At 69.3% G+C, this 26,848-nt stretch carries 27 protein-coding genes; 15 read left to right on the plus strand and 12 right to left on the minus strand.

From position 1 onward, the window contains the following. Positions 1-27 precede the first annotated feature (27 nt). The 4 genes from P0Y48_12210 to P0Y48_12225 form a co-directional block, all read right to left on the minus strand. On the minus strand, positions 28-918 hold the full coding sequence (locus tag P0Y48_12210; GenBank protein ID WEK13207.1) for an aldo/keto reductase: 891 nt from the start codon (positions 916-918) through the stop codon (positions 28-30). A 17-nt stretch (positions 919-935) separates the two neighbouring features. Beyond that, positions 936-1,325, minus strand: coding sequence for a hypothetical protein (locus P0Y48_12215; protein WEK13208.1), 390 nt, complete (start codon positions 1,323-1,325; stop codon positions 936-938). Positions 1,326-1,418: 93 nt separating this feature from the next. Then, positions 1,419-2,993: a putative Ig domain-containing protein gene (locus tag P0Y48_12220; protein ID WEK13209.1), complete on the minus strand. Its 1,575-nt coding sequence runs from the start codon at positions 2,991-2,993 to the stop codon at positions 1,419-1,421. Positions 2,994-3,022: 29 nt separating this feature from the next. After that, a complete protein-coding gene (locus tag P0Y48_12225) occupies positions 3,023-3,607 on the minus strand; it encodes a hypothetical protein (protein ID WEK13210.1) in 585 nt (194 codons plus the stop codon). Between the two features lie 90 nt (positions 3,608-3,697). On the opposite strand from P0Y48_12225, the gene P0Y48_12230 reads away from it, so the two are divergent. From P0Y48_12230 to P0Y48_12260, 7 genes are all read left to right on the plus strand, one after another. Further along, positions 3,698-4,753, plus strand: coding sequence for an RHS repeat-associated core domain-containing protein (locus P0Y48_12230; GenBank protein ID WEK13211.1), 1,056 nt, complete (start codon positions 3,698-3,700; stop codon positions 4,751-4,753). A gap of 14 nt (positions 4,754-4,767) precedes the next feature. Next, a complete protein-coding gene (locus P0Y48_12235; protein ID WEK13212.1) occupies positions 4,768-5,100 on the plus strand; it encodes a hypothetical protein in 333 nt (110 codons plus the stop codon). 334 nt (positions 5,101-5,434) lie between these two features. Beyond that, complete coding sequence (locus P0Y48_12240) at positions 5,435-5,620, plus strand: hypothetical protein (protein ID WEK13213.1); 186 nt, start codon at positions 5,435-5,437, stop codon at positions 5,618-5,620. A gap of 87 nt (positions 5,621-5,707) precedes the next feature. Beyond that, the gene (locus tag P0Y48_12245) at positions 5,708-6,268 is read left to right on the plus strand and encodes a hypothetical protein (protein ID WEK13214.1); all 561 of its coding nucleotides are present in this window, start codon (positions 5,708-5,710) and stop codon (positions 6,266-6,268) included. A gap of 277 nt (positions 6,269-6,545) precedes the next feature. Next, positions 6,546-7,280, plus strand: coding sequence for an ATP-binding cassette domain-containing protein (locus P0Y48_12250; GenBank protein ID WEK13215.1), 735 nt, complete (start codon positions 6,546-6,548; stop codon positions 7,278-7,280). A 2-nt stretch (positions 7,281-7,282) separates the two neighbouring features. Then, a complete protein-coding gene (locus tag P0Y48_12255; GenBank protein ID WEK13216.1) occupies positions 7,283-8,560 on the plus strand; it encodes a hypothetical protein in 1,278 nt (425 codons plus the stop codon). Continuing rightward, positions 8,557-9,150 (plus strand): hypothetical protein, encoded by a 594-nt coding sequence (locus P0Y48_12260; GenBank protein ID WEK13217.1) that lies wholly within the window; start codon positions 8,557-8,559, stop codon positions 9,148-9,150. The genes P0Y48_12255 and P0Y48_12260 overlap by 4 nt, the downstream gene beginning before the upstream one ends. A 16-nt stretch (positions 9,151-9,166) precedes the next feature. Here the strand turns inward: P0Y48_12260 and P0Y48_12265 are convergent, their stop codons facing one another. Both P0Y48_12265 and P0Y48_12270 read right to left on the minus strand, forming a co-directional pair. Beyond that, positions 9,167-9,481, minus strand: a complete 315-nt coding sequence (locus tag P0Y48_12265; GenBank protein WEK13218.1) for a hypothetical protein — start codon at positions 9,479-9,481, stop codon at positions 9,167-9,169. A gap of 147 nt (positions 9,482-9,628) precedes the next feature. Further along, positions 9,629-10,270, minus strand: a complete 642-nt coding sequence (locus P0Y48_12270) for a GntR family transcriptional regulator (protein ID WEK13219.1) — start codon at positions 10,268-10,270, stop codon at positions 9,629-9,631. Positions 10,271-10,631: 361 nt separating this feature from the next. Between P0Y48_12270 and P0Y48_12275 the strand changes: the two genes are divergently transcribed. Then, on the plus strand, positions 10,632-10,838 hold the full coding sequence (locus P0Y48_12275) for a cold-shock protein (protein WEK13220.1): 207 nt from the start codon (positions 10,632-10,634) through the stop codon (positions 10,836-10,838). Positions 10,839-10,844: 6 nt separating this feature from the next. On the opposite strand, the gene P0Y48_12280 is transcribed toward P0Y48_12275, so the two are convergent. The 4 genes from P0Y48_12280 to P0Y48_12295 are packed head-to-tail and all read right to left on the minus strand — an operon-like array spanning position 10,845 to position 14,801. Continuing rightward, on the minus strand, positions 10,845-12,101 hold the full coding sequence (locus tag P0Y48_12280; GenBank protein ID WEK13221.1) for a hypothetical protein: 1,257 nt from the start codon (positions 12,099-12,101) through the stop codon (positions 10,845-10,847). Between the two features lie 11 nt (positions 12,102-12,112). After that, the gene (locus P0Y48_12285) at positions 12,113-12,793 is read right to left on the minus strand and encodes an HAD hydrolase-like protein (protein ID WEK13222.1); all 681 of its coding nucleotides are present in this window, start codon (positions 12,791-12,793) and stop codon (positions 12,113-12,115) included. Positions 12,794-12,837: 44 nt separating this feature from the next. Beyond that, positions 12,838-13,533 carry an endonuclease NucS gene (gene nucS / locus P0Y48_12290; GenBank protein WEK13223.1) on the minus strand — a complete coding sequence of 232 codons (696 nt, stop codon included), beginning with the start codon at positions 13,531-13,533 and terminating at the stop codon, positions 12,838-12,840. Positions 13,534-13,577: 44 nt separating this feature from the next. Beyond that, positions 13,578-14,801, minus strand: a complete 1,224-nt coding sequence (locus P0Y48_12295) for an MFS transporter (protein WEK13224.1) — start codon at positions 14,799-14,801, stop codon at positions 13,578-13,580. A gap of 67 nt (positions 14,802-14,868) precedes the next feature. On the opposite strand from P0Y48_12295, the gene P0Y48_12300 reads away from it, so the two are divergent. From P0Y48_12300 to mnhG, 7 genes are read left to right on the plus strand one after another with little or no spacing between them, the layout of a single operon-like run. Then, the gene (locus P0Y48_12300; GenBank protein WEK13225.1) at positions 14,869-15,897 is read left to right on the plus strand and encodes a LacI family DNA-binding transcriptional regulator; all 1,029 of its coding nucleotides are present in this window, start codon (positions 14,869-14,871) and stop codon (positions 15,895-15,897) included. Positions 15,898-15,938: 41 nt separating this feature from the next. Continuing rightward, positions 15,939-18,878 (plus strand): Na+/H+ antiporter subunit A, encoded by a 2,940-nt coding sequence (locus P0Y48_12305; protein WEK13226.1) that lies wholly within the window; start codon positions 15,939-15,941, stop codon positions 18,876-18,878. Continuing rightward, positions 18,875-19,411: a Na(+)/H(+) antiporter subunit C gene (locus P0Y48_12310; GenBank protein WEK13227.1), complete on the plus strand. Its 537-nt coding sequence runs from the start codon at positions 18,875-18,877 to the stop codon at positions 19,409-19,411. The genes P0Y48_12305 and P0Y48_12310 overlap by 4 nt, the downstream gene beginning before the upstream one ends. Next, the gene (locus P0Y48_12315; protein WEK13228.1) at positions 19,408-20,967 is read left to right on the plus strand and encodes a Na+/H+ antiporter subunit D; all 1,560 of its coding nucleotides are present in this window, start codon (positions 19,408-19,410) and stop codon (positions 20,965-20,967) included. The genes P0Y48_12310 and P0Y48_12315 overlap by 4 nt, the downstream gene beginning before the upstream one ends. After that, entirely contained in the window at positions 20,964-21,542 is a 579-nt protein-coding gene (locus P0Y48_12320) for a Na+/H+ antiporter subunit E (protein WEK13229.1), read from the plus strand. Before P0Y48_12315 ends, P0Y48_12320 begins: the two co-directional genes overlap by 4 nt. Then, complete coding sequence (locus P0Y48_12325; protein WEK13230.1) at positions 21,539-21,811, plus strand: monovalent cation/H+ antiporter complex subunit F; 273 nt, start codon at positions 21,539-21,541, stop codon at positions 21,809-21,811. Before P0Y48_12320 ends, P0Y48_12325 begins: the two co-directional genes overlap by 4 nt. After that, complete coding sequence (mnhG, locus tag P0Y48_12330) at positions 21,808-22,164, plus strand: monovalent cation/H(+) antiporter subunit G (GenBank protein ID WEK13231.1); 357 nt, start codon at positions 21,808-21,810, stop codon at positions 22,162-22,164. The genes P0Y48_12325 and mnhG overlap by 4 nt, the downstream gene beginning before the upstream one ends. A 791-nt stretch (positions 22,165-22,955) precedes the next feature. On the opposite strand, the gene P0Y48_12335 is transcribed toward mnhG, so the two are convergent. Together P0Y48_12335 and P0Y48_12340 are read right to left on the minus strand one after the other, a co-directional pair. Then, positions 22,956-25,628, minus strand: coding sequence for a penicillin acylase family protein (locus tag P0Y48_12335; protein WEK13232.1), 2,673 nt, complete (start codon positions 25,626-25,628; stop codon positions 22,956-22,958). A gap of 121 nt (positions 25,629-25,749) precedes the next feature. Next, positions 25,750-26,763 (minus strand): hypothetical protein, encoded by a 1,014-nt coding sequence (locus P0Y48_12340; protein ID WEK13233.1) that lies wholly within the window; start codon positions 26,761-26,763, stop codon positions 25,750-25,752. Positions 26,764-26,848: the final 85 nt, after the last annotated feature.

Here is a 26,848-nt window from a genome sequence, read left to right on the forward strand (position 1 = left end):
TGAACCGCGTGGCCTGAGCGGCCGCCGTCAGACTTCGATGCCGACGGCGGCGGAGCAGCGGGCCAGCTCGTCGGCCGACAGCTCGAGGTCGGCGGCCTTCGCGGAGTCGGTGATCGACTCGGCTCGGCGTGCGCCGGGGATCGGGATGACGGTGTCTCCGAGTGAGAGCTCCCACGCGAGCACGACCTGCTGCGGGCTGACGCCGTGGGACTCGCCGATCTCGGCGAACGCCGCGAACCGTTCGCCGACGGAACGTCCGCCGCCGCCGGTGCCGCCGAGCGGACTCCACGGCAGGAACGCGATCCCGCGGTCGGCGCAGTACGTCAGTTCGTCGTAGCTTCCCGGATGCCGAGGGGAGAACTCGTTCTGCACGCTCGTCAGGTTCCCCTCGCCCAGCACCTCCTGGGCGATCGCGATCTCCTCGACGCTCGCGTTGGAGATCCCGATGGTGCGCACCTTGCCCTCGTCTTGAAGGGTCTTGAGGTTCTGCATGATCTCGCCGTAGACCATCCACCGGTCCGGCCGGTGGTACTGGTACAGGTCGATGACGTCGACCCGGAGGTTCCGCAGCGACTTCTCCACCGCACTGCGCAGGTAGGTGAGCGAGCCGTCGCGGCCGAAGTCCTTCTCTTCGCTGCGGGTGATGCCGCCCTTCGTCGCGACGACGATCGAGGAACGGTCGCCGCCCCAGCCGGCGAGAGCGTCGGCGACGATCCGCTCGTTGTGCCCCATCTGGTCCCAGCTGGGCGCATAGATGTCGGCGGTATCGATGAGCGTCACACCGGCATCCAGCGCGGCGCGGACGGTGGCCACGGCATCCTCGTGCGACGGGAAGCGGTTGTCGCTGTTCATCGACACGGGCATGGCGCCGAGGCCGATGGCCGAGACGGTGAACGGTCCGAGCGTGCGGTACTTCATGGATCTCCTTCGACGAATCAGCCGAGCGCCGCGAACGCCCTCTCTGCGATCAGCACAAGGAAGTCCGCGTCGGCGACATTGGCCTGAATCACGTTAGTCCCATCGGTGGCGAAGAGCCGTTGGACCGACGGGCGTTCCGGGTCGGGCACCAGCACTGCGCTCTCGGCTCCCTCGACCGTCACCTCTTCGGCGCCGTCGAGTGCGGCAAGGTCGGCCCACTGCCAGTGAGCACCGTTAGCGATGTCGAGGGACGGTGTGCGGAACTCCCCGTCCGGCGTCGTGGAGACGTCGCCTGTCGACCACTGGCACGACAGTGCGATCCCGCCCTCGCGTAGCATGATCTGTTTCGGGGATTCCGTCCCCTCCCAGAAACCCGTGACGTAGCCATCGCCGAGCTGCTCGCCCAACCCCATCTCGACGCCGAAGTCCTCACAGGTCGGCAGAGTCCACCAGCCATCGTGCGAGACCGCGAGGGCGGTCGCGCCTTCGCTCGACGGGGGTCAGCGAGTGACAGTGAGCGTGCGGGTCGAGGAGGTGGCGAGGCGATACATGTCGCGGTTGGCGGGCACGAAGACGACCTTGACTGTGTGCGTTCCGACCTTAAGCGTGCGAGGAAGAGTCCAGAGGATGCGTCCGGTTTTGGTCGATACGCTCGCGATCTTCGTCGAGCCATCGTAGACGCGGAACGTTCCGGGGATCTCGGGCGAGACGACCGCAGCGAGTTTGGCGGGCTTTGTCGTCGCGTACTTCTGTGACGTCTTCGTGAGCGCGATCTTGGCGGTCGGAGCCTGGGTCACGACGCGGATCGTCACGCTCGCCTTCACGCGCTTGCGCTCGTCGGTGTTGCTCAGGAGGTAGTCGGTGTAGACCGTGTAGCGCTGCGTGGCTTGCGCACGGGGGGGCGTTCCGCTGATGACGCCGGTCGACGAGTTGAGGCGAAGACCTGACGGCAGTGCGGGCGAGACGCGGTAGTGCGCGTCATCGGACCCGTATCGGTACGTGGGAGTGGTCGATCGGAAGCTCTTGCCGGCGACAACGTTCATCGAGCTGTCGGGGTAGACAAGGCTGCGCGTGGCACCGAGCGTGATGATGTATCCGAGGGCAGAGAGGTGAAGGCGGCGCCCGTCCACAGACTCGATGAGGGCGGATGCCGAGCCGCCCCAATCCGTAGGTTGGACGGAGAATGTGTGCGACTCCGTGTCGAACACCTTCAGATTGGTGCCGGACAGGTAGAGCCTCTTGCCGTCACGAGAGAGTGCCGTGCTGTGGTGGTTTGCAGCCGGAAAACGCTCGACATCAACCGGTCCGGCTAGCGGCACCGTATAGATCGCCCGGTCGCTCACGGCGTAGAGCATCTCCCCGTCGGGCGAGACGTGCAATGTGTCGAGCCAGTCGGGGTCGGAACTCACGGTGGGCAGGAGAGTGCCTCCCCAGTGGGTCTTCGACGTGACGCTGATGAGGTTGACCATGCTCGCCTGCGGGTCAGCGACGTACAGCTTGGATCCGTCGGCGGTGAGGGCGAGGTCTTCGGGATACCCGGGAACGTAGACCGTGTTGCGGACGGTGCCCGTTGCGACGTCGACGAAGAGGACGTCCTCGTGGTCCGATACGAACAGCGTCTTCCCCGTTCGCGAGATGGTGAGATACCTGCACCGTTGACCGAGGTGGAGGTCGCGGACAACCTTCAGCGTCTTCGCGTCCACCTCGGTGACGTAGCAGTCGCCCAGGAACTCCGACCCCCCATGGGTGAAGTACACGCGGCGGCCGTCGGGCGACACTTCGACGTCACCGACGCCGCTCGAGAATGTCTTCTGAGCGATGAGGGCGCCCGATGCCGCGTCCATGACCGTCAGGACGCCAGGCCCATCGATCTGGTTCGAGCCGCCATAGAGTCGGGATCCGTCGGACGAGAGGGCGAGGCGCGTCGGCCGGTCGTCGAGCGTCGTGAAGTAGACGCCGTCGACGTCGTCATAGTCCGGGGCCGCGGCCGCCGGGGGCGACGGCGTGAGCGCCGCCGCGAGGGCGAGAGCGGCGAGAGCCGCGGAGACGCGGAGGAGAACAGCGGCGGTCGGCATCCGTGCCTTTCGGGGTGATTGCGCTCATCCTAGGGGGCAGCGGGTGCCTCGCTCACCTCGGCCTCGGCAGGATCTTCGTTCCGCGCGAAAGCATCGGGGACGACGCACACGCGCGATTCGTTCCAGACGAAGCCCTCCTCGCATACGCAGACGCCGTCGGTCTCGGCCTCGTTCATGCCGCAGTAAACGGGTTCGAGTGTGGGCTCGGGCGTAGGAGTCGGCTCGGGCGTCGGCGTGGGAGTCGGCGTCGGCGTCGGGACCGGTGCCACCGTGGGACTTGCCGACGGCTGAGGCGTGGCGGTCGGGCCTGCGTCGGGTGTCTCCGTCGGCGAGGGCGTCGGGGTCTGGTTGGAGAACTCGGAGTCGACCCCTGAACCGGGCAGGCAGTCGGCGGCCGCAGACGCGCTCGGTGCGGCGTGGAAGGTGAGTGCAGCCGCGAGGAGCACGGGGGTAAGCACGAGCACCGGCATCCCTCTGCGGCGGCGCTCGGGCGTGCGCAGCATCCACAACGTCGTTCCGACGAGCACGAGAACAACCGCCACGACGATCGTCGTGATCGGCAGCGCGGCTCCTGTGTCGGCCAGTGAGCAGTCCATGCGTGCGGTTCCCTCCATCGTGGGACGCGAAAACGCCCCTAAGAAGTAGACGAGCGAGGCGTCGATTCCTGACGGACGCAGGTCACGTCGTCGTCGTCGGATACGGCGGTGTCGGCGACGCGGTGGTATTCGTTCGCGGGGAAGCTAGTTGCCCATCGCACCGGGAATGGCCTGTCGGGTGTGTCGAGTGTGGTGACCGATCCGCAGGGCAGTGTGGTGGGGACGGTGCACAACACGGATTGGGCGTCGGGGGTGGTGTGGAAGCGTCCGGACCCGTTCGGGGGTGCGCGGTCGTCGACGTCGGTGACGTCTGCGGGGCGTGGGTTCTTGGGGGCGGTGCACGACAGTAACGCGTTGGTGTTGTTGGGTGCGCGGTACTTCGATCCGGCGGCGGGGGTGTTCGTGTCGGTCGATCCGTTGCTCGATCCGGGGAACCCGGCGCAGTTCAACGCGTATGTGTATGCGGGGAACAACCCGGTGACCTGGTCTGACCCGTCGGGGCTGGCGTGGACGGGTCCGGTGGCCGACGGTGGGGACCACCGGTATGTCGCGAAAGACAAGACGTCGAGCAGAGCTGGAGTCGGCAACCCTCGCACGCCCTCGGATTCGGAGAGAACATGTAGCCGCGGTCGTGTGCCGGTGTGTGCGTCGAAGGCGACCGCCGCTCAGACGGTCACGGTCGCACATCTGGTGCTGTCGGTCGTCGGTCTCTTTCACGAGGCCGGGGACATAGCAGACGGTGCCCTAAGTTTGGCCGAGGGTGACCTCGTAGGCGCAGGAGTCAGCGCAGGCGCAGCCGCACCCCTCGCGGGAATCGCAGCGGGGTTCAGCAAGATCGGGAAGTACTGGGACAAACTATTCGGAGCGCGGAGGGGCGCCGAAGCGGCCGAATCTCTATCGGGCACCCAAAGACTCACGCTCGAAGATGCCTTACGCCCGGACAAACTCGATCACGTGTTCCATCCAAAGCACAACTTCGGTCCATTAATCGAAAAGTATGGAAGCAAGGAAGCCGCGCTGGAGCAGATCGTCCGCAGCATGGATGGGTCACTCCCGACGTCGGGAAAGTTCGAGATCACAAGGCAGATCGGTGATCAGACGGTCATCATTCGAGGTGCAGTCGTTGACGGTATTCCGCGCATCGGCACCGCTTTCACGCCATAAGGAAGGCTAGGGTCATGAAGCTGGCAGAAGACCTCATAAAACTCGTCGAACATGTCGCCGCGCCGATTAGCGCCGTGTCGGCTGCAGTGATGGCGCAGGCCACTTCCGCGTCGGTGATGAGCCAAACCCCTATGATGATCGACCTCTCGGTCCCCGACGGACTCACTCCAATAGACCTTGCAGATGGCCCGCTGCCCGTAAGGGCAATGGTCTACGACGGCGAGGATCTCGTAGGCGAGGTGCTCGTTTGGGTGCGAGCGGGACGGCTCATCGGGCTTGAGCAGGCATGGTATACGGACGATCCGCCGTCGAGTTGGCCGGAAGTGCGCCGCGTTCGCGTTGAATAGTCTTCAGAAGTTCGAGAGCAGATTGCGACGCTGATCAGCCTCGGTGAGGATGAGGTGCCGGGCGGCGCCAGGCTCGTCATCGACATGAGCTTCCTACCGTCTTCACGGGAGCGGGATGATCGTTTCGAATGTACGTGTTCCGCTTTCCGCGACCGGGGAAGCGCAAGAATCGAGCCCGTGGGTGACGGTCGGTAGGGATTACCCGGTGATGTCCGTTGACATTCACCCGAACGGCGGGGTCAGCATTCAACTGCTTACAGACGACCGCCGTACCCTCGGTTGGTTCTCGATCCGTGACTTTAGGACTGTTGACAGCTCTATCCCGAAGAGTTGGGTGGCCGTGATCGATGCCGGCATGCTCCTGCTCGGTCCGGCAGCCTGGCTCGCTCCCGGATTCTGGGAGGCCTACTACGACGGCGACGAAGCGGCAATCGAGGCCGTTCGGCACGAACTTCGCGAGCGGGTGAGTGAACGGCTCCACCGCGGGGCGGACGCGCCTCGGCATCCGGAAGACGACTGACCTCCACCACCAGCGCGAGATCGCGCGGACAGATACGTCTCCAGTAGCGGGCCGGGTGATCCAGCCCTGGCGAGGGAGGGCGTTGGCATGGAACCAGGAACGTGGGCTGAGTGGGCGGGGGCGGTCGCGTCGCTCGTCGCGATCGGGTTCAGCATGATCGCCCTCAATAGCGCGCGCGAGGCGAACCACATCGCCAACAAGGCAGTCGCGCGCGATGTCGAGCGGCAGCGCGCGGCGGTCGCTCGACAGCTGCAGGCGTGGTGGGTGACGTGGCCGAATGAGGATGCCACGGGCTCCTGCTACGGAGTGCTCATCCGCAACGGCGGTGAGGCGGCCACCGTGTTCTACGACGTGGAGGTGGAGACGCGAGGAAACGCGCTCGCCGATGCGAGTCATGCTCCGGGGCTCATCACGTCCGAGCGGCTGCCGCCCGGTGACTACATCGTGCGGAGCATGGGTCGCCAGGCGGGCGACTCCGGCGCGCGCCCGTGGAGCTTCATCGAACCGGCCGCCGACCTGAGCCGCTATGCGCCGTTGCTGCGTGCCAAGAAGTTCACGATCACCGCCGTGCGATTCACCGACCCCCTTGGCATCCGATGGGAGTGGACGCCGGCGGGTTCCCTACGCGACGTCGGCAGTGCGATCTGACGGAGGCCAGTGCGGCAGGCAGAGCGACCGGCAACTTCTTGAGTGAATGTCCCGCGCCGGGGCGCTGAACGTCGCGCGAGGCGCCGGAAGCACCGACATTCTTCCGACGGGCAAGGCATACTCGCTCGTATGCCTACTCATGAAAGCTGCCTGCTTTTGTGAGGAACGCGAGGCGATGAGGAGAAACGGATGCCGATGTTCCCGACGTTCAAACGCAAGGTCGCCGCGGTGATCGTGACGGTGCCGAGCGTCCGCACCGAGTACTGAACCTGCTGTGGTGCTCGACGCGCACGTTGCCAGGTTCGCCTACCGACGGGGTGAGGCGCGCCTTTACGACGTCACCGTGTCCCTCGATCGCGGCCGGACGGTGCTGCTCGGACCGAACGGCGCAGGCAAGAGCACGCTTTTGAAAGCCCTGGCAGGAGTCGTCGGGTTTGAGGGTGCGCTCGCCGTGGACGGGAACTCGGTTCCGACCGGCCGGCGCCGATCCGCCGCTTTCCGCCGACTCGTGGGATGGCTGCCGCAAGATGTGGCCGCTTTCCCCGGACTGAGCGCGCGAGAGCACGTCGCTTACGTCGGTTGGTTGAAAGGGATGCCGATGAGCCAGGCGGTGCCGGAGGCGCGCCGCGCACTCGACACCGTAGGCCTGGGCGCCCGGGCCGGCGACCTCGCGAGCACGCTCTCGGGCGGGCAGACCCGCCGGCTGGGTATCGCCGGCGTGCTCGTTCACGACCCGACCTACCTGCTGCTCGACGAGCCCACGGCGGGACTCGATCCTCGCGAACGGGAGCGGCTCGTCGGCATCCTTCGCCGCATCGAAGAAGAGCGGGCGGTACTCGTATCGACGCACGACACCGACGCGCTCATCGAACCCGACACCGGCATCCACGTGCTCACGGGCGGGATCACGAGGTTCTCGGGATCGTACGCCGCGTTCGTCGCCGGCCATCCGGGTGCCGCTCCGGCGGACCGTGTGCGACATGCCTACGCCGCCCTCGTCCCGGAGGAGTGAGCGTGCGGTCGCCGATTCCGCTCCGCCGACGCTCCGTCTGGTGGCTCCTGCTTCCCGCCGTGCCGCTGCTCGTCATCGTGGCGCAGCTGTCTCCGCTCCTGATGGCACCCCCGCAGTGGTGGACGTGGACCGTCAGCCGCTCGGTCCTCCTCATCCTCATACCGGCCGCCGTCGGAGCAACGGGCGCAGCGCTCGAAGCATCGCGCCTCCGCGCGCGCCGGCTCGAGAACCCGCTCGTCACCCGCGGTGCGCCCGCGGTCCTCGCCGTCGCCCTCTGGCCGCCCCTTCTCTGCGCAGTCGCGATGCAGCTGCTGGCCGTCGCGATCGTCGCCCTGACGGGCGGAGGTACCGACGGTGACGTGCCCTGGCCGATCCTCGGGACGATCGCCGCGATGCTGTTCTTCCATACGTGCTTCGGGTTCGCGCTGGGAAGCCTGCTTCGCCCGGTCTTCGGCATCCCCGTGGCACTCGCCGGGAGCTACGCATGGCTCGGCTTCACGGGCACGATGCCCACCTTCGAGCTCCGACATCTCGCCGGACTCGTGATCGAGACCTGCTGCACCTACGATCAGCAGCCCATCGCCGCATCCCTTCTTGCAGCGACTCTCTTCTCCGTCCTCGCGGGAGTCGGTCTGCTGGTCCTCGCCTGCACCGCGTTGCGCATCGCCCGTGGCCGCACCGTTCTCGCGGGGGCGGCCGGTGCTGCACTCATCGCGAGCGGGCTCGGGACAGGGCTGCTCGTCGCCACCGGGCTACCGCCGTCGGCCGCAGAGCCCCGCGACCCGCACGCTCTCGTCTGCACCACCGACGATGTGACGGTGTGCCTCTTCCCCGAGCAGGCGGATGCCGGCATCCGCTCTCTGGTCGCCGACATGCTCGCCCGAGTGCGGTCGGACGGGGTGGACCTCCCGGCTCTCGTCGCCGCCTCGGACTCCTCCACCTACGACCCCGACCGCGTTCGCCTCACGCTGCAATCGGACATGAGCGAGGCGCAGATCGCCCTATCCATGGCTACCGATCTTCCTGAACCCCGGTGTCTGCGGGATGCCGTGACGACCGCAGCGCGACGCGACACCGACCGCTCGGCCGCGGTGCTGTGGCTCCAGGCCGCCATGCTCGGCGCTGCTCCGTCCCGGGATGCGCAAGAGGGTGTCGATGAGCCGGTCGCCATGACGCTGAGGCGCGTGCTCGATCAGCCGCGCGCCGATCAGGTGGCGTGGATCAACACCACCATCGAGTCACTCCGCGACTGCTCCGTCGCTCCGCCGGTCACGCCGTGAAGCTCGCGCTCAAGACCCATCGTGTCGTGCCGGTCGCGCTCGTCGAGACGGCTCTGGCCCTGCTTGCGGCACTCGTCGGCACCACTCTCATCGCGCTCCCCGGTCCGGCCGGCGATGCGCCGCTGAGTCTCCTCATCGCGCTCGCCGGATCGCTGGTCGTCGCGCCGCCGCTCGTGCGCGCATGGCCGACGAACCGGACCAACACCGTCCGCGGGGCCGGAGCCGTCGCGGCGGTCGTCGTGCTCAGCCAGATCGCGCCGGGCGTCGTCGTCACCACCATCGCCGCAACCCTCGGGGCACCGCAGATGCTCGCGTACGTCGGGATGCTCACCTGGCTGCTCGCCCTTCAAGTCGCCGCCGGGGTGCTGGTCAGCGCGCCCTACCAGGGGCTGGCGCCTGCCGTGTACGTGATGCTGTGCGCGCTCGTCGGACGCATCGACGGTGTCGTGCAGCCCTGGGCGTGGCCGCTCGCGGGCAGCTCGTCCGTGTCGATGGCCGACATCGGCACCGCGACCCTCGCGCTTTCGCTCACTGCGCTCGCCTGGCGCGGACTTCACGGACGCAGCACGGAGTCGGCAGCCGCGAGATGAGTCGAGCCGAGGCTCCCTACGCGACGTCGGCAGTGCGCTCTGACGACCGGCGCCAGCGCTCCTCGAGTTCCGACCACCGGGTGCCCACGGCGTAGGCGACGCCACCGACTGACGCCACCACGAGCATCGGCGCCCACGTGCCGAGGGCGATGCCCGTGCTCGCCGCGAGCATCCCGCCGGCCCACGCCGCGAACGGGGCGAACGACGAGACGCGCATGACGAGCGCGATACCCGCAGCGACCGCCGCCAGGATGCCGACGACCACACCCGCCCACATCACCCACGCAGTGATCCCCGCGAAGAAGTCGATGACGACCCGCCCGTTCAGCATGCGGGGCAGCGGCGGTCGGGCGCTTGAGATCGCGCAACGTGCACGGCATCCTCCTATCTCCGGAGAGGAGACGCGCGACACCCCGCTTTATGACGCGCAACGGCGGAAATCCCCGACGTGGACGAGGGATGCCGTCGACCGGCGGCGTCAGGCCATGTGGTGCAGGCGGCGGAGCGTCAGTTCGGCGCCGGCTCCGTCGCGTGCGGCGATGCGGTCACGCAGCGTCGTGTACTCCTCCGGATGCGACAGCGGCGCGTCGAGGAAGGGGTCCCAGCCGCGGAGGTTCCGCTGGATGGAGAGGGCCGTCTCGCGCATGATCCCGATGAAGACGGAGTTGGCCGTGGCCCGGGTGACGCCCTCGAACATGGTCACCGACGCGTCGAACAGCCGCAGCCGGTCGCCGGCGTGCGCCGCGGCGATCACGTGGTCGGCGGCGTCGAGGATGCCGTCGAGCTCGTCGTCGCTGCAGACGGCCAGCGACAGCCGCAGCGCGCTGCCGAGGAAGGAGACGGTCACGGCGGCCGTGTCGGCGCGCAGGCGATCGTCGGGTTCGGACACGCGCGTGTAGCGGCCGACGGCCACTTCGACCAGACCGAACCGTTCGAGCCGCTGCAACGCCTCGCGCACCGGGGTGCGGGAGATGCCGAGCTGCGCCGCCAGATCCACGTCGCGGAGCCGTTCGCCCGGTCGCAGACGACCCTCGAGAATGGCGGCGCCGATGGTCGTGTAGACCTCGTCGCTGAGGATCGCGCCGCTCGAGATCGCGAGGGGTGGCAGCGGCTCAGTCATGGCGGCATCAGTGTATGGCCCGCACCTATGCGTCACCGGAGTACGCCGCGCAGGCGCGACGCACGATCTCAGGGCGGATTCCCATGAATGCACCACTGCCGAACGTCGGGCGATGACAGTAAAGTGAGCCCCGGCACGCTTCGCGTGGCCTATCCGGGGGGATCCGTCGACGCCCGGGCGAGCGAATCATCGTGACGCCCGGGCGTCGAATGGTTAACACGGATTCCGGGCGTTCACCAGATTGTGTTGCAACATTTGTGTCACCATCTGGAACGCGAGTATGGCCGTGTGGGTGGTGCCCGTTACCGTGGGACTCGTCGGCGTACATCTTCGTCGGCTTCATGCGTAAGTAAGGCAGTTCATGAGCAGCAGCGGTACCGTCAAGTGGTTCAACTCGGAGAAGGGCTTCGGTTTCATCGCCCCCGACGAGGGTGGCGCTGACGTCTTCGCCCACTACACGGCGATCGAAGCGAGCGGCTACCGCTCGCTCGAGGAGAACCAGCGCGTCGAGTTCGAGATCGCGCAGGGCCCCAAGGGTCTGCAGGCGGAGAACATCCGCCCCATCTGATCGGACCTACCGTCCGGTCGAACGGTCATAGTCCGCGAGGGCGATGGCGTCTTCGGCGTGCCGTAGTGCGCGCCTCGCCCCGTCCAAAGCGGTGACCGGATCCTGCGCCGACCGCGCGGCGGCCAACTCGGCCTGTGCCGAGGACAGCCGTACGCGCGCGTCGGCGTTGGCATGTGACGCCGCCGTCTCCGCGCGCGCCACCGCCGCCCGCGCCGCCGCGAGGGTGCCGGGAAGCGCCGTGCGTGCACCGCGGAGCCGCTGCTGAGCCGTGCGCGCGTCGCCCAGCGCCAGATCGAGTCGATCGCGTGCGCGGGCGATCATCGTCACGGCGTGCGTCGGCCGCCGCCGAGCCTCCGGCTCCACCGCGTCGATCGCGGCCGTGACCTCGCGGATAGCCGTACCGAGCCGATCGGCCTCCTCCGGTTCGAGGTCGGCTCGCACCCGCTCCGCCTGACGCAGCGCTTCTCGCGCCGCCTCCACTTCGTCGTCGACCGCGCGCTCCGCGTCTGTCACGAGGCGATGCTGCTCCTCCAGGATGCGGGCCGACTCCTGTGCCTGCCGGAGCAACCGCTCCGCCGCGGCCAGCACGGGCAGCGCCGACCTCGTCGGATCTGCGGCGCGCTCCGCGGCATCCGTCAGCCGGCTCTCGGCCTCCGCGAGGAGGCGCGTCGCATCGGCGGCCGCCCGCTTGGCGGCGTCGATCTCCGACGCGTCGACGCGGCCGCCCAGGTCGGACAGCAACGCCTCCGGGTCGCCGAGCTCGGCGCGGAAGGCGTCGAGCCGGGCGCGCGCATCCTCCACCTGCGAGGCGGCGGAACGGTGCGCGCCCATCCACGCGGAGTGCTCGCTCCGCGCCGCCGCGATCTGCGCCGCGGCAGCGTCGATCCGTCCACGGAGCAGCCGGGCGACGCGGGCAATCTCTGTGGGGTGCGCGTCGGGTTCGAGACCGCGCAGCAGCGCGAACGCGTCGTCGCGCGTGTGCCGGGCGAGCAGCAGCGCACGGCGCAGGGATGCCGGTGCCCCACCGTCGTAGAGGGCGCCGCTGAGCGCCACCTCGAGATCGAGCTCTTCGACCGCGTCGTCGAGCGCGACGAGCGCCACCCCCGTGTCCGCGCGTTGCGCGTCGGCGGCCGCGCGCGCCCGCGGACTGCGGCGGGAACGCCGGATCAGCCAGGTCGCGAGGACGACGGCCAGCGCGGTCGCACCGAACACGACGGCGGCGGGGATGCCCCACCGTGCGATCTCGACCCAGCCGTCGCTCATCGTCGCGTCGATCAGGCGTCGTCGTCGATCAGGAGCAGGCTCCGCAGCTGCGCGGCATCGTCGACGACGGCCTGCGCACCCTCGGATTCGTGCGGCCAGCTGAAGCCCCAGCTCACGAAGATCACCGGAACGCCGTGCGCCGCCCCGCCCTCGACATCGTGGTGCCGGTCGCCGATCAGCACCGGCCGGCTCGTGTCCACGCCCTTCTCGGCCAGCTGGCGCAGCGACTCGGCGACGATGTCCGCCTTCGTCGCGAGGGTCTTCTCATCCGGGGTCGCCCCGACGATCACCTTCAGGTGCCGCGCGAGGTCGAAGTGATCCATGAGCGCCAGCACCTGGTTCTCCGGCTTCGAGCTGGCGGTCGCCTGCGCGATGCCCGCGGCATCCACCTCGGCGATGAGTTCGCCGACACCCGGGTACAGGCGCGCGCCCGTCGTGTAGCCGTCGGCCTTGCCGATCTGCCGGTAGTACGCCACGGCCTCGGAAGCACGAGCGGCCGTCATCCCGACGTTCGTCTGGAACGACTCGAACATGGGCGGGCCGATCCAGTGCACGAGCTCCTCGCGCGTCGGCGCGGGCTGTCCGAAATGGGTGAGCGCGATGGTCAGCCGACGGAGGATCCCCTCGGAGGCGTCGACCACCGTCCCGTCGACGTCCCAGAGAATGCACGTCCACGGAGATCTCATCGTCATGCATGCCAGCCTAGCCAGCGCCCGCGCGCCGCCCGGCTGCGCGGCTAGAACAGACGAGGGGCGCCGGACTCGGTGCCCTTCATGCCGTCGTAGTCGAGGGTGACGCAACGGATGCCGCGGTCGGTCGCGAGCACGCGCGCCTGCGGCTTGATCTCCTGCGCCGCGAAGACGCCCGTGACGGGGGCGAGGTGCGGATCGCGGCCGAGGAGCTCGAGGTAGCGCGTGAGCTGCTCGACGCCGTCGATGTCGCCGCGACGCTTCACCTCGACGGCGATCGTGCCGCCCGCAGGGTTGCGCAGCAGCAGGTCGACGGGGCCGATCGCCGTCGGGAACTCCCGTCGCACGAGCGTCAGACCGTCGCCGATCACGTCGACCTGCTCGGCGAGGAGCCGCTGCAGATCGGCTTCCACGCCGTCCTTCTGGAGCCCGGGGTCGATGCCCAGCTCGTGCGACGAGTCGTGGATCACCTCGTAGATGCGCACCAGCAGCGCATCCCCGGTCTTGGCGTGGGTGACACGCCAATGCTCGATGACGCCGGCCGAAGCGGACTCGGCATCCGGCTCTTCCACGGTGAGGGTGCAGGGCGGGCTCATCCAGTTGAGCGGCTTGTACGACCCGCCGTCGGAATGCACGAGCAGCGACCCGTCGCCCTTGTGGACGAGCAGACGCGTCGCGAGCGGCAGGTGGGCATTGAGCCGACCCGTGTAATCGACGGAGCAGCGGGCGATGACGAGGCGCACCGGACGAGCCTACCCGCCACGCCTGCCGCCGCGGTGGTTCCGGCTCAGTGGTGGCCGGCGCCCACCTTCGACCCGGCGATCGGCTTCGCCGCGCCCGACGCCAGACCCGACAGGGCGATGAGGCCGACGATGATCCACAGGGTCGACAGGATGCCGATCTGGTGACTGATCCAGCCGAGCACCGGCGGGCCGCACAGGAATGCGAGATAGCCGATGGTCGCGGCCGCCGACACCGACGCGGCCGCCTTCTTCGGGTCGTCGGCCGCCGCAGACATGCCCAGCGGGAATCCGAGCGACGCCCCCGCGCCCCACAGCGCGACACCGACGAACGCGATCGGCGTCGACGGGGCGAGGATGAACAGGATGAGCCCGATCCCGGCAGTGACGGCGAGGGCTCGAAGCGCCCAGACGCGACCGATGCGGTCGACCAGCGGTCCGCCGATCATGCGGAAGACGGTCATCGCCACCGAGAAGACGGTGAGGGCGACCGCGCCGGTGGCCTCGGACTCGTTGTGGCCGTCGACGACGGCGATCGTGAGCCAGTCGGTCGCGCTGCCCTCGGCGAACGCCATGCCGAGCATGATGATGCCGATCGCGTACGTGCGCGGGTCGCGCCAGACCTGCATCATCGCGCGGAACCGCTCTCCGCGGCTGAGGGTGGGCTCATCGTCGCCGGCGGCGACCTCGTGCACGGGAACGTAGATCAGCGCGACGAGTCCCGAGACGAGCACGAGCACGCCCGCCGCCCACAGGTGCCATGCGACCCCCACGCCCCACGCGGCCATGCCGACCCCGACGCCCGCACCGGCAACGGTGCCGAGGCTGAAGAAGGCGTGGAACATCGGCATGAGGGTGCGCTCGAACGCCTGCTCGACCGCCGCGGCTTCGACGTTCATCATGACGTCGGTGCTCGCCATGCCCAGGCCCATGAAGGCGAGGCCGACCGCGGTCACGCCGTACGACTCGGCGAACTGCACGCCGAACCCGGCGATCAGCACACCCGCGCCGAACGCCGACACGGTGAACACCATGCCTCGCCGCGCACCCCACCGGGCGACGACGACGTTCGCCAGCGACAGGCCGACGATGGAGGCCGCCCCCATGACGAAGAGGAGCGCGCCGACGCCGAAGTCGTCGATGTCGAGCGTGGCCTTGACCGACGGCAGCCGCGACGCCCACGACGCGAATCCCAGACCCGTGACGAAGAAGATGGTGAAGATCGCCGTCCGCCAGTGGACGAGCTGCGGACGGGTGAGGGTGGTGGTCACCCGGCAACTCTATCGAAGATGCCGAATCGATTCGACGCTCGACTTTGCCGCGGGTAGCATCGAACCGATGAACAGCCGCCGAGCCACCATCGCCGACGTCGCCCGCGAAGCGGGCGTGTCGCCGTCGACGGCATCCGTCGTGTTCTCCGGCAAGACCCCCGTCTCGGACGCCACCCGGGCGCGGGTGCTCGCCGCCGCCGCCGACCTCGGCTACACCGGGCCCGACCCGCTCGCCGCATCGCTGCGACGCGGGCGCACCGGCATCGTCGGCGTGCTCCAGCGCGGACCGCTCGGCATCGCCTTCACCGACCCGATCCAGCGGTCGGTCATGGACGGCCTCGCGGATGCCGTCGCTGCGATCGACGCCAGCCTCCTCCTCCTGCGCCCCGCCCCCGACGACGGCGAGCCGCGCCCCGGCGCCGCGACGCTCGCGACGGTGCCGCTCGACGCGGCCGTGCTCCTCGGGACGATCCCCGAGGCGGCCGCCGACGTCGCGGCCGTGCGTGCCCGCGGCATCCCGGTCGTCGTGATCGAGGGGGATGCCGGGGAGGGCGTGCCGCGTATCGGCCTCGACAACCACGACGCGCAGCGCTGCATCGCCGACCACGTGCGCCGCCTCGGGCACACCGACGTCGCGCTCGTGCTCCTCCCGCCCCGGCTCAACGTCACCCACGACCGACTGGGCGGCGCGCGCGACGTGTTCCCCGACGCCCCCACTTACGCGACGCTGGGCAGCTCCATCGACGAAGGGCTCCGCGTCGGCCGCCAGGTGTTCGCCGCGGGGCGTCCGACCGCCGTCCTCGCCCAGAGCGACCTCCTCGCGGCGGGAGTCATCCGCGCCGCGGAAGAGGCCGGCCTGTCGGTGCCGGGCGACGTCAGCGTGGCGGGCTTCGACGGCATCCGCGTGGACGGACTCGCCCCGTACGAGCTGACCACGATGGTGCAGCCGGCCGTCGACAAGGGTCGTGCGGCCGGCGCCGCCGTCGTCGCGATGCTCCTCGGCGAGCAGCCGGCGTCGATCTCCTTCACGAGTGTTTTCCGCGCGGGGAATACGACGGGACCGGCCCCGGGCTCCGGCACCCCTTCGCCCCGGTAGACTGGACATCCGACCCCCCGCGATCACGTCTGGAGGCCAGATTGCTCCTGCTCCTGGCTGTGTTCGCGGTCCTGCCGCTGGCATTGCCGTGGCTGGTGGCGCGGATCGGGTCGCGGGCCTTCTTCGTCGCCGCTCTCGTGCCTATCGCCGCCTTCGCGCACGCCGTGATGCAGGCACCGGCCGTCTTCGACGGCGAGGCGCCGTTCGAGACGTTCGCGTGGATCCCCGCGCTCGGCATCGACCTGTCGATGAAGATGGACACCCTCGGGTGGATCATGACGCTCATCGTCACGGGCGTCGGCGCGCTCGTCATGATCTACTGCCGCTGGTACTTCGACGGCAAGAAAGACGGCGTCGGCCTCTTCTCGGCCGTACTGCTCGCTTTCGCCGGCGCGATGTACGGACTCGTGCTCACCGACGACCTCATCGTCCTGGTCATGCTGTGGGAGGTCACGAGCGTCCTCTCCTACCTGCTCATCGGCTTCTACCACACGCGTGGCGCGAGCCGTCGTGCGGCGCTGCAGGCCCTGCTCGTGACCACGCTCGGCGGTCTCGTGATGTTCGTGGGCGCCGTCATGGTCGTGGTGCTCTACGGCACGACGAGCGTCACGGAGATCCTCACGACGGGGCCGCCCACCGGTGTCGCGCACGGCGCCGATCAAGGCCTCCTGCTGAACATCGCGGTCGTCTGCCTCCTCGTGGGCGCCCTCAGCAAGTCGGCCATCTTCCCGTTCCACTTCTGGCTGCCGGGCGCCATGGCCGCCCCCACCCCGGTGAGCGCGTACCTGCACGCCGCCGCCATGGTGAAAGCCGGCATCTACCTGATCGCGCGCCTGGCCCCCGCCTTCGCCGAGAGCGAGCCGTGGCGACCCATCGTCATCGCGCTCGGCCTGTTCACGCTGCTGCTGGGCGGCATCCAGGCGCTGCGCGAGTCCGACCTCAAGCGCGTGCTCGCATTCGGCACGGTCAGCCAGCTCGGCATGCTGACCGTGGTGCTCGGCTACGGGGAGCGCAACACGGCGCTCGCCGGCCTCGCCCTCCTCATCGGGCACGCCCTGTTCAAGTCGTGCCTGTTCCTCGTCGTCGGCGTGATCGACCGCCAGCTCAGCACCCGTGACGTCAACGAGCTCTCCGGTGTCGGACGTCAGGCGCCCACCCTCGCGGTGTTCTCGATCATCGCGGTGGCCTCCATGGTGGGCGTCGCCCCGACGGTCGGCTTCGTCGCGAAGGAGGCCACGCTGACGGCGCTCCTCGAGGGCGGCGCCGACGTGAGCGCCGTCGTGCCGCTCATCGGCATCGTGCTGGGTTCCGCGCTCACCGCCGCATACGGCATCCGTTTCGTCTGGGGTGCGTTCTGGACGAAGAAGGATGCCGAGGGCGCACCGCTCCCGCGCACCGAGTGGCCCGATCCGCCGCTCGGATTCCTCGCCGCCCCTGTACTCCTGAGCGGGCTCAGCGTCATCGGCGGTGTCGCGTCGCCGCTGCTGGACGTCGCGCTCGCCGGCTACGCCGACACGATGCCCGGAGCCGCCGACGCCTACCCGTACCATCTGGCCCTGTGGCACGGGCTCGAGCCTGCGCTGTTCCTGTCGCTCGGGTCGATCGCGGTGGGTGCGGCCCTGTTCTGGCTGGTGCAGCGCACGAAGTGGCATTCCCGCGTGCTGCCCTTCACGGCGGCCGACGGCTACAACGCGGTGCTCCGCGGCATCGCGAAGGTGTCGGTGTGGACCACCACGTTCACGCAGCGCGGTTCGCTGCCCGTCTACGTCGGCACGATCTTCGTCGTGTTCGTCGCGGCAGAGGGCACGGCCCTCCTCGCGAGCCCGTCGTGGAAGACGAGCCTGGATGCCTGGCAGACCCCCATGCAGGTGGTCGTCGCGCCGATCATGATCCTCGCCGGCATCGTCGCGGTGCGCGCCCGGAAGCGGTACACGGGCGTGGTGCTGGTGTCGGTGACGGGACTCGGCATGGTGCTGCTGTTCGCCACGAGCGGCGCTCCCGACCTCGCGCTCACCCAGATCCTCATCGAGACCGTCACCCTCGTCGCCTTCGCCCTCGTGCTCCGCCGCATCCCCGCGCGCCTGGGCGAGCACAACGCGTCGGTGCTGCCGGTCGCGCGCGCCGTGCTCGCCATCGCCGTCGGCGCCACCATGTCACTGATCGCGATCGTCGCGACCGGTGCGCGCGTCGCCGAGCCCATCTCCCAGCGCTTCCCGGAGCTCGCGTACGAGATCGGGCACGGCAAGAACGTCGTCAACGTCGCGCTCGTCGACCTCCGCGGCTGGGACACGATGGGCGAGCTCTCGGTGCTCATCCTGGCGGCGACGGGCGTGGCATCCCTCGTGTTCGTCACGCACCGCTCCGATCTGCTCTCACGCACCATCTCGTCGCTGCCGACCGGTGCGACCCGCACTCGCCGCCCTCTCATCGAGACGGTCGAGGGTCCGAAGCCGCGCGCGTCCGCCCCCGGAAGCACGCGTCAGGCGTGGCTCGTCGGCGGCCAGCGGGTGCGCCCGGAGAACCGTTCGCTCGTGCTCGAGGTGATCGTCCGCATCCTCTTCCACACGATCATCCTCGTGTCGATCTACCTGCTGTTCGCCGGTCACAACCTGCCCGGCGGCGGGTTCGCCGGGGGACTCGTGGCGGGGATGGCGCTCGTCATGCGCTACGTCGCGGGCGGTCGCTACGAGCTGGGCGCCGCCGCGCCGACGGATGCCGGACGGCTCCTCGGCGCGGGGATGACGCTCGCCGTCGCGTGCGCCCTCGTTCCGCTGCTGTTCGGGCAGGCGCCGCTGACGAGCACCTACTGGGAGTGGGACATCCCCGTGCTCGGCAAGGGGGAGTTCGTGACGTCGACGCTGTTCGACGTCGGTGTGTACCTCGTCGTGGTGGGACTCGTACTCGACGTGCTGCGCTCGCTCGGCGGCGAGGTCGACCGCCAAGCGCAGGAGCTGCGCGACCGGGGGGTGAGCGTCTCGTGAGTGCGTCACTGGTGCTCATCATCATCATGGGCGCGCTGTTCGCGGCCGGCGTGTACTCGATGCTGGAGCGCAGCCTCACCCGGGTGCTCATCGGGTTCCTGCTTCTGGGGAACGCCGCGAACCTGTTCCTGCTCGTGGTGATGGGCCAGCCCGGCGTCGCCCCCTTCTTCGGCGCGGCGGACTCGACCGACGAGATGAGCGACCCGTTGCCGCAGGCGCTGACGCTGACGGCGATCGTCATCACGTTCGCGGTCTCGGCGTTCCTCCTCGCGCTGATCTACCGCTCGTGGCAGCTCGGTCAGGCCGACACCGTGGAGGACGACGAGGCCGACCTCGCGCTGCGCGCACGTGCACCGCAGGACGAAGACACGATGGGCGACGAGATCACCGACGAAGACGACGACGCGACCACCGACTTCATCGGCACCGACACGGCCCCGATCGTCGTGCTGCACCACCGCGACCTCGATGCCATCCGCGACGACGCCCCGACCGACGCGCCCGCCCCGCCCCGAGGGGATGGTGACCGATGAACGCCCTCGTCCCCCTGCTCGTCGCGCTCCCGCTGCTGGGCGCCGCGATCGCGCTCATCTTCGGCCGCCAGCGCAAGGTGCAGGTCGGCGTCTCGACGATCACCCTCACGCTGGTGCTCGCGATCGCCGCCGTGCTGCTGTACGCGGTCGACTCGTCGGGCAAGGCGATCGCGGTGTCGGTGGGCGGCTGGCCCATCCCCTTCGGCATCGTCCTCTACGTCGACCGCCTGTCGGCGCTGCTCGTGGTGGTCTCCAGCATCGTGCTCCTCGCCGTGCTGCTCTTCTCGGTGGGCCAGGGCGCCGCCGACGGCGACGACGAGACACCGGTCACGATCTTCCACCCGTCGTACCTCATCCTCGCGGGCGGCATCTTCAACGCGTTCATCGCCGGCGACCTCTTCAACCTCTACGTCGGGTTCGAGATTTTGCTCGTCGCCTCGTACGTGCTCATCACCCTCGGCTCGACCGAGTCGCGCATCCGCACGGGCGTCGTCTACATCGTCGTCTCGCTGGTGTCGTCGATCCTGTTCCTCGCAGCGATCGCCGCCATCTACGGCGCGCTCGGCACCGTCAACATGGCCCAGCTCGCGGAGCGGATGTCGGAGCTGCCGCAAGACGTTCAGCTCGTGCTGCACCTCATGCTGCTCCTCGCCTTCAGCATCAAGGCGGCCGTCTTCCCGCTGTCGTTCTGGCTCCCCGACTCCTACCCGACGGCGCCCGCACCGGTCACGGCGGTGTTCGCGGGACTGCTGACGAAGGTCGGCGTGTACGCGATGATCCGCACCGAGACGCAGATCTTCCGCGACAACGACGTCAACACCCTGCTGCTCATCGTCGCGCTCGCCACCATGATCGTCGGAGTGCTCGGAGCCGTCGCGCAGGCGGAGCTCAAACGCATCCTGTCGTTCACCCTCGTGAGCCACATCGGGTACATGGTGTTCGGGCTGGCGGTGGCGACTCCGGCGGCGCTCGGCGCGACGATCTACTACATGGTCCACCACATCGTGGTGCAGACGACACTGTTCCTCGCCGTCGGCCTCGTGGAACGCCGGGCGGGCTCCACGTCGATCCTCAAGGTCAAGGGCCTCATGAGGGCCGCGCCCGTGATCGCCGTGCTCTACTTCATCCCGGCGATCAACCTCGGCGGCCTCCCGCCGTTCTCGGGCTTCATCGGCAAGTTCGCCCTCTTCGACGCGGCGGCGCAGGTGGGCACCCCGCTCATGTACGTGCTCATCGTCGGCGGCATCGTCACCTCGCTCCTTACCCTGTACGCGCTCATGCGGGCGTGGAACCTCTCGTTCTGGCGCGAGGACGAGGAGCAGGGCGACGAGAGCGAAGCCACCGACCGCATCTCGTACCTCGGCGGGGCGCCGGCGGCCGCCACCCAGACCGAGCGCCGCGTCATCCCGCGCATCATGACCGCCGCCACCGCGGGGATGGTCGCCGTGACCGTCGCGCTCACGATCTTCGCCGGTCCGCTGTACGAGCTGTGCGCGAGCATCGGCGAGGCGCTGCAGGATCCCGTGGTGCTCGTGCAGGTGGGTGAGACGCCGTGAACTCCAAGACCGTTCTCGTCAGCGTGTGGCGTCAGCTGCCGTTCTTCATCTGGCTGATCGCCCTGTGGATGCTGCTGTGGGGGCAGTTCACGGTGCTGTCCTTCCTCACGGGGATCGCCGTCGCGATCTTCGTGACGCGGGTGTTCCGTCTGCCGGCGGTCGAGCTCTCGGGTCGGGTCAACCTCTGGTGGGGCTTCGTGTTCTCGCTCGAGTTCGTACTCGCCCTCGTCCGCGGATCGATCACGGTGGCGTGGCAGGTGCTCGACTTCCGGTCGCAGCCGGGTACGGCCATCATCGCCGTGCCGCTCGTCACCGACGACGACCTCATCATGACGCACGTCGCGGTCACGGCATCCCTCATTCCCGGGTCGCTCATCGTCGACATCGACCGCGACCGCCGCATCCTCTACCTCCACGTCATCGGCGTGCGCGACCAGGCGCAGGTCGACGCGCAGCGCACGGCCGTGCAGCACTGGGAGGAGCGGATCGTCCGGGCCGTGGGCTCGCGCGCCCAGGGGGATGCCATTCGCGCCGCGGGCGATTCGCGCGTCTCCGACAGGAGGTTCGCCGGATGACCGTCGTGCTGCTGGGCGTCATCTACGTCGTCTTCGCCGTGTCGGCACTGCTGACCGTGTGGCGCATCGTCGTGGGCCCCTCGATCCTCGACCGCGCCGTGGCATCCGATGTGCTGTTGACCCTCGTCATGTGCGCGCTCGGTGCGGAGATGGCGATCAACCATCACACCCGCACGCTGCCGCTGCTGCTGATCGTCGCGGCCGTGGGCGTGTTCGGCTCGATCTCGATCGCCCGGTTCGTGGCCCGACGCGACGGAGCGGAGCGATGAACGAGGTGCGTGAGGTCGTGGTGCTGGTGCTCGTCATCATCGGTGCTCTGCTGTGCCTGACGGCGGCGGTCGGTCTGCTGCGCTTCCGCGACGTGCCGACGCGCCTGCACGCCGCGACGAAGCCGCAGGTGCTCGGGTTCCTCCTCATCTGCATCGCCATCGCGATCTCGTTGGAGAGCTGGGCGGTGACGGCGTTCCTCGTGCCGGTGATGCTCATCCAGCTCGCGACGGCGCCCCTGTCGGCGCACATGGTCGGCCGCCAGGCGTATCGCAACGGCACGATCGACGAGCGTTCGCTCGTGGTCGACGAGCTCGCCGACGACAAGCGCACTCCCCCCGCCGCCGGCGGCTGACCCGCGCGGCCGGGGGCGGCGGCGCGGGCGGGCGCGGCGGCGGGCTCGGGCGGGCGGCGGCGCGGGCGGGCGGCGGCGGCGGGCTCGGGCGGGCGGCGGCGCGGGCGGGTGCGGCGCGGGCGGGTGCGGCGCGGGCGGGTGCGGCGCGGGCGGGTGCGGCGCGGGCGGCGCGGCCGGGCGGGCGGCGAGAGTGCGCGAACGGCCGCGGTGTGCGGTGTGCGGTGTGCGGTGTGCGGTGCGCATGTCCCGCTTTGGGTCAGCCGTGTCCCAAAGTGTGTTGTTCTGGCATCCCTGAAGCGACCGGAAGTGGGACATGACTGACCGGATTTGGGACATCCCTCAGCTGTAGGCAGGGGGCCGATGGGGCGCAAAGGGGGCCCATGTCCCAAAGTGTGTCGTTCTGGCATCCCTGAAGCGACCGAAAGTGGGACATGACCGACCGGAAGTGGGACATGACCGACCGAGAGTGGGACATGCCGACCGAAAGTGGGACATGACCGTCCGAGATTGGGACATGACCGACCGAGGTTGGGACATCCCCCGTTGTAGGCAGGGGCCGATGGGGGCTGAGGGGGCCCATGTCCCAAGTTGTGTCGTTCTGGCACCTCTGAAGCGACCGGAAGTGGGACATGACCGACCGGAAGTGGGACATCCGACGGCATCCGCGCGCTCGCCGAGCGTCTACGTCGGGCTCTCGGATGACGTCGCCGGTCGAAAGTGCGCGAAGTGCTCCCGGATGCCGTCTCCGGCAGCACTTCGCGCAGCCTCGGCGGCCCGGCTCAGTCCCCGGCTCAGTCGGCGGGGGTCAGGGTGAGGGTGTGGGTGGTGGCGGCGGCCACCGCGTCCGGGGTGAACGCCCACGGCGTCTGCCGCTTCTCCTGCCATGCCGCGAACTGGTCGGTGTAGTTGGGGTGGAACGCGTGCCCGCTCGCGCCGGTCAGATGGTTCCACCGCGACGCATCGAGGTCGGACAGGTCGATCGTCATGCGCATCGACGGCACCGTCGAGGTCGAGAAGTCCTCGCCGAGCGCCCAGCCCGTGGCATCCACGACCGACGCGCCACCGCCGACGGGGAAAGGTCCACGGTTGAACAGCATCTCGATCGGGGCGATGCCGCTCTCGCCGAACGACCCGTTCGTCAGGGTCAGCGTGTGCAGCGACCCCCAGTTCCACCGCGCAGGGTTGTCTCCCTGCAGCGTCACGAGCCGGTCGTACGCGTCTTCCGCGCTGCGCACGAGCATCTCGTCCCGCCCCGACACGCCCACGTCGTCGTTGACCCACCAGTCCGACGCAGGATCGTCCAGCAGCCGGTCGACCACGAGGAACAGTCGGCCCTGACCCGCGAGGGATGCCGGGGCCTCCCGACGCGAGAACAGGTTCTGCGCGAGTTCGTCCCACAGCACGTTCGCGTATGCCGCGGCGGCGCTGTCGGCCGTGCTCTGCGCATCCCACTGCTCCAGCAGCGCGACGCCCGCGCGGGCTCCCTCGCCCTCCACCTCGACATCGGCGAACGCGGCGGCGAGCCGCTTGCCGATCCAGAACTCGTCGTCGGCCTGGATCGCCGACATGTCGTCGGCGGTGAGCTTGCCGCCCGCCGCAGCCCGTTCGATCAGGTGCACGATGCGCGCGGCGCGCCAGCCGTAGTCCCAGTCGTTCGTGAGGAAGTACTCGTAGTCCTCGTCGACGATCGCGTTGTTGGCGGTGACGATGTACCCGCTCTCGGGGTTGAACGCCATCGGCAGCTCGTCGAACGGGATGAAGCCCTGCCAGTCGTAGGCGGAATCCCACCCCGGCTGTGGCATCGACCCGTCGCCCGCGCCGCGGATCGGCAACCGGCCCGGCGTCTGGTAGCCGATGTTGCCCGCCGTGTCGGCGTAGACGAGGTTCTGCGCGGGAACGTCGAAGAGGGATGCCGCCGCGCGGAAGTCCTCGATGCTCGCGGCCGTGTTGAGCGCGAACAGCGCCCGGGCGGTCGTCCCCGGCTGCAGCGCCGTCCACTGGAGCGACACCGCGTACTCGCCGGTCGCGGGAACGTCGCCCGTCGCGGAGGGCGCCGTGACGGCATCCGTCTCCCCCGTGTACGGATCGTCGGCGATGGCGGTGAAGTCGCCCGTGAGGCCCGACACGATGGGGCCGTGCACCGTCGAGCGGATCACCAGCTCCTCCGATGCACCGCCGGCGACCTCGATCGTCTCGGTGCGCACGTCGAGCGGCACGAGCTCGCCGTCGCGCCAGTAGCTGTCGCCCTCGACCTTCTCGAGATACAGGTCGGTGACGTCGGTCGTGAGGTTCGTGAACCCCCACGCGACCGTCGCGTTGTGCCCGATGATCACCCCCGGCATCCCGGAGAAGCTGAACCCGGCGACGTCGAACGGGCACTCCTCGGAGACCGTCCTACACCGCAGACCCACCTGGTACCAGACGCTCGGCATCGACGCGCCCAGATGCGGGTCGTTCGACAGGAGCGGCAGCCCGCTCTCCGTCAGCGCACCCGAGACGACCCAGGAGTTCGAGCCGACCCCCTCGCCGACGCCGCCGAGGAGCGCGCTCGCCGCCTCGATGACGCTGCCGACCTCCTTCCAGTCCAGCCGGAGGGATGCCGTGTCGGCGTCGGTGTCGGCGGCGTCGCCCGCGGGCGGAGTGATGACGGGGACGATCACGGGGTTCGTGTCGTAGGGGTACCCGGGGTATAGCTCGGCGATCTGCTCGGGGGTGTGCGTCTGGGCGAGGAGGGCGCGCGCCGTCTCGTCTTCGATGTTGCTGCGGAGGTCCCAGGCCATCGCCTTGAGCCACGCGACGGAGTCGACCGCCGTCCACCGTTCGATCTCGTAGCCCGGGTTCTGGAGTCCGAGCACCGCGTACTCGAGCGAGGCGGCGCTGCCGGAGTGGTCGGCGAGATACGCGTTGACGCCGTCGGCATACGCCTCGTAGTAGCCGCGCTCCCGCTCGTCGAGCGCCTCGACCTCCTGTGCGGCGATCTCGTGCCAGCCCAGCGTGCGGAGGAACCGGTCGGTGCCCAGCTGCGACTCCCCGAACAGTTCCGAGAGCCGGCCGGCGGTGACGTGGCGGCGGAAGTCCATCTCCCAGAACCGGTCCTGTGCGTGCACATACCCCTGCGCGTAGAAGAGGTCGGCCGACGAGTCGGCGACGATGGTCGGGATGCCGAGTTCGTCGCGCATCACGCTGACCTCTGCCCCGAGGCCCGGCAGGGCGACGGTGCCCTCGAGCTGGGGGAACGACCGCTGCACGGTGTAGAGCAGGATGCCGGCGGCGATCAGGGCGAGCACGGTGACGCCCGCGACGACACCGAACGCCCACGCGCCGATCGTCCGGCCCAACGATCGGCGGCGGCGCGGTGCGGCGGGGTTTCCGTCTGTGGCCGTCCCGACCCCGTCGGGGCCGGTGGGGTCGTCGATGGACAGGCGTGCGTGCGAGGCGTCGGACATCGGTGTCGAGAGCTCCACTGGGGCGTCGGCTTCATCGCTTCGGGTCGCGATCGGGCCGCGCGCCCCAGAAGCGTGGCCTTCCTGGCATCCTAACCGGCCCCGTGAGACTCGGTGTCAGTCGGGATGCGTCTGCGGGCGCTCACGTCGGGCGCGCGTTCCGCTGCCACCACCGGTGTGGCCGCGCGTGGAGTCGCTCCAGCTGTTCCGCGCACCTGTTCCGGTACTCCGTCGCGTTCCTGAGCCGCCTGTCGAGGGGCTGGAGGGCTGTCGCCGCGAGTAGCTGTCGGCCACCCCACGGGACGAGGTACGCCGCCGCGGGCAACGCGACACCGACCGCGAAGACGGGCGCGTACGGGAGCCCACCCGAGGAGACGATCGCGGCCGTCGGTGCCGCGAGAAAAAGAGACGACCCCGTTGCGAGAAACCGGCGGGTCGGTCGCGAAGCGACCTGGTAACGGGCGGCCCACATCGAGACTGCGACCGTGTGGACCAAAAGGAGGAGGATCACCGAAGCCATGCCCACCCGCCAGCCGTACGCGGCGAGGAGGGCGACACCCACCCCGGTGAGCGGGGCAACGACGATAAGGGCGACGAGCGTCAGCGACCGCCCGAGCGAGGTCTTCGGATAGGCGCGAACGTTCACCCGCCGCCGCCATATCGTCAGCGTGTCGACGAGTTGCGCCGCGTCCTCGTGACGTTGTTCGAGGGTTCCCACCGCCGCCCGCGAAACCAGCACCGTCAGCATCAGCACGATGGGCCACGCCAGCGCCACGCCGCCGTTGTCCCCGACCGGGACGCGCGGCCACAGCGCGGCTACGACCGCAAGGAGGACCCACACCGCGTATGCCGGACCCACGAAGTAGGCGGCCGAACCGATCGCTCGCCGCACTGTCGCCCGCTCCTTCACCGCCTCGACATCGTCGTTGGCGCGCCCTTGCCAGTCGGGCAATGTCAATACTGCGAGAGCGGCCACGAGCGCCGTGATGTAAACCGGGACGACCCAAGGCGCAGCCATGCCGGTGACCGTCGTCAGTTGTCTCATGAACCGCGTCGGGTCCCACCGGGCGAGGGCGACGACCGCGGCAACAAGGAGCGAAACGACGAGCGCGAGAGCCACGGTGTTCAGGACGAACGCGTTCGTCGCGTGGCGCACACTCGTCAGCGGTCGCGTCAGAATGGGAACAGTCTCGGACATCACACCCCCTGCTCCTCAAGCTACGGGAACGCATGACGGAGCC

It is taken from the genome of Candidatus Microbacterium phytovorans (assembly GCA_029202445.1).
In the GTDB taxonomy this organism is placed as follows: domain Bacteria; phylum Actinomycetota; class Actinomycetes; order Actinomycetales; family Microbacteriaceae; genus Microbacterium; species Microbacterium phytovorans.

Coding starts and splice junctions, on each gene's coding strand:
- P0Y48_12210 (WEK13207.1), bottom strand. CDS start 918: ATGAAGTACCGCACGCTCGGACCGTTCACCGTCTCGGCCATCGGCCTC.
- P0Y48_12220 (WEK13209.1), bottom strand. CDS start 2,993: ATGCCGACCGCCGCTGTTCTCCTCCGCGTCTCCGCGGCTCTCGCCGCT.
- P0Y48_12225 (WEK13210.1), bottom strand. CDS start 3,607: ATGGAGGGAACCGCACGCATGGACTGCTCACTGGCCGACACAGGAGCC.
- P0Y48_12235 (WEK13212.1), top strand. CDS start 4,768: ATGAAGCTGGCAGAAGACCTCATAAAACTCGTCGAACATGTCGCCGCG.
- P0Y48_12245 (WEK13214.1), top strand. CDS start 5,708: ATGGAACCAGGAACGTGGGCTGAGTGGGCGGGGGCGGTCGCGTCGCTC.
- P0Y48_12265 (WEK13218.1), bottom strand. CDS start 9,481: ATGCTGAACGGGCGGGTCGTCATCGACTTCTTCGCGGGGATCACTGCG.
- P0Y48_12270 (WEK13219.1), bottom strand. CDS start 10,270: ATGACTGAGCCGCTGCCACCCCTCGCGATCTCGAGCGGCGCGATCCTC.
- P0Y48_12275 (WEK13220.1), top strand. CDS start 10,632: ATGAGCAGCAGCGGTACCGTCAAGTGGTTCAACTCGGAGAAGGGCTTC.
- P0Y48_12280 (WEK13221.1), bottom strand. CDS start 12,101: ATGAGCGACGGCTGGGTCGAGATCGCACGGTGGGGCATCCCCGCCGCC.
- P0Y48_12285 (WEK13222.1), bottom strand. CDS start 12,793: ATGACGATGAGATCTCCGTGGACGTGCATTCTCTGGGACGTCGACGGG.
- P0Y48_12300 (WEK13225.1), top strand. CDS start 14,869: ATGAACAGCCGCCGAGCCACCATCGCCGACGTCGCCCGCGAAGCGGGC.
- P0Y48_12315 (WEK13228.1), top strand. CDS start 19,408: ATGAACGCCCTCGTCCCCCTGCTCGTCGCGCTCCCGCTGCTGGGCGCC.
- P0Y48_12325 (WEK13230.1), top strand. CDS start 21,539: ATGACCGTCGTGCTGCTGGGCGTCATCTACGTCGTCTTCGCCGTGTCG.
- mnhG (WEK13231.1), top strand. CDS start 21,808: ATGAACGAGGTGCGTGAGGTCGTGGTGCTGGTGCTCGTCATCATCGGT.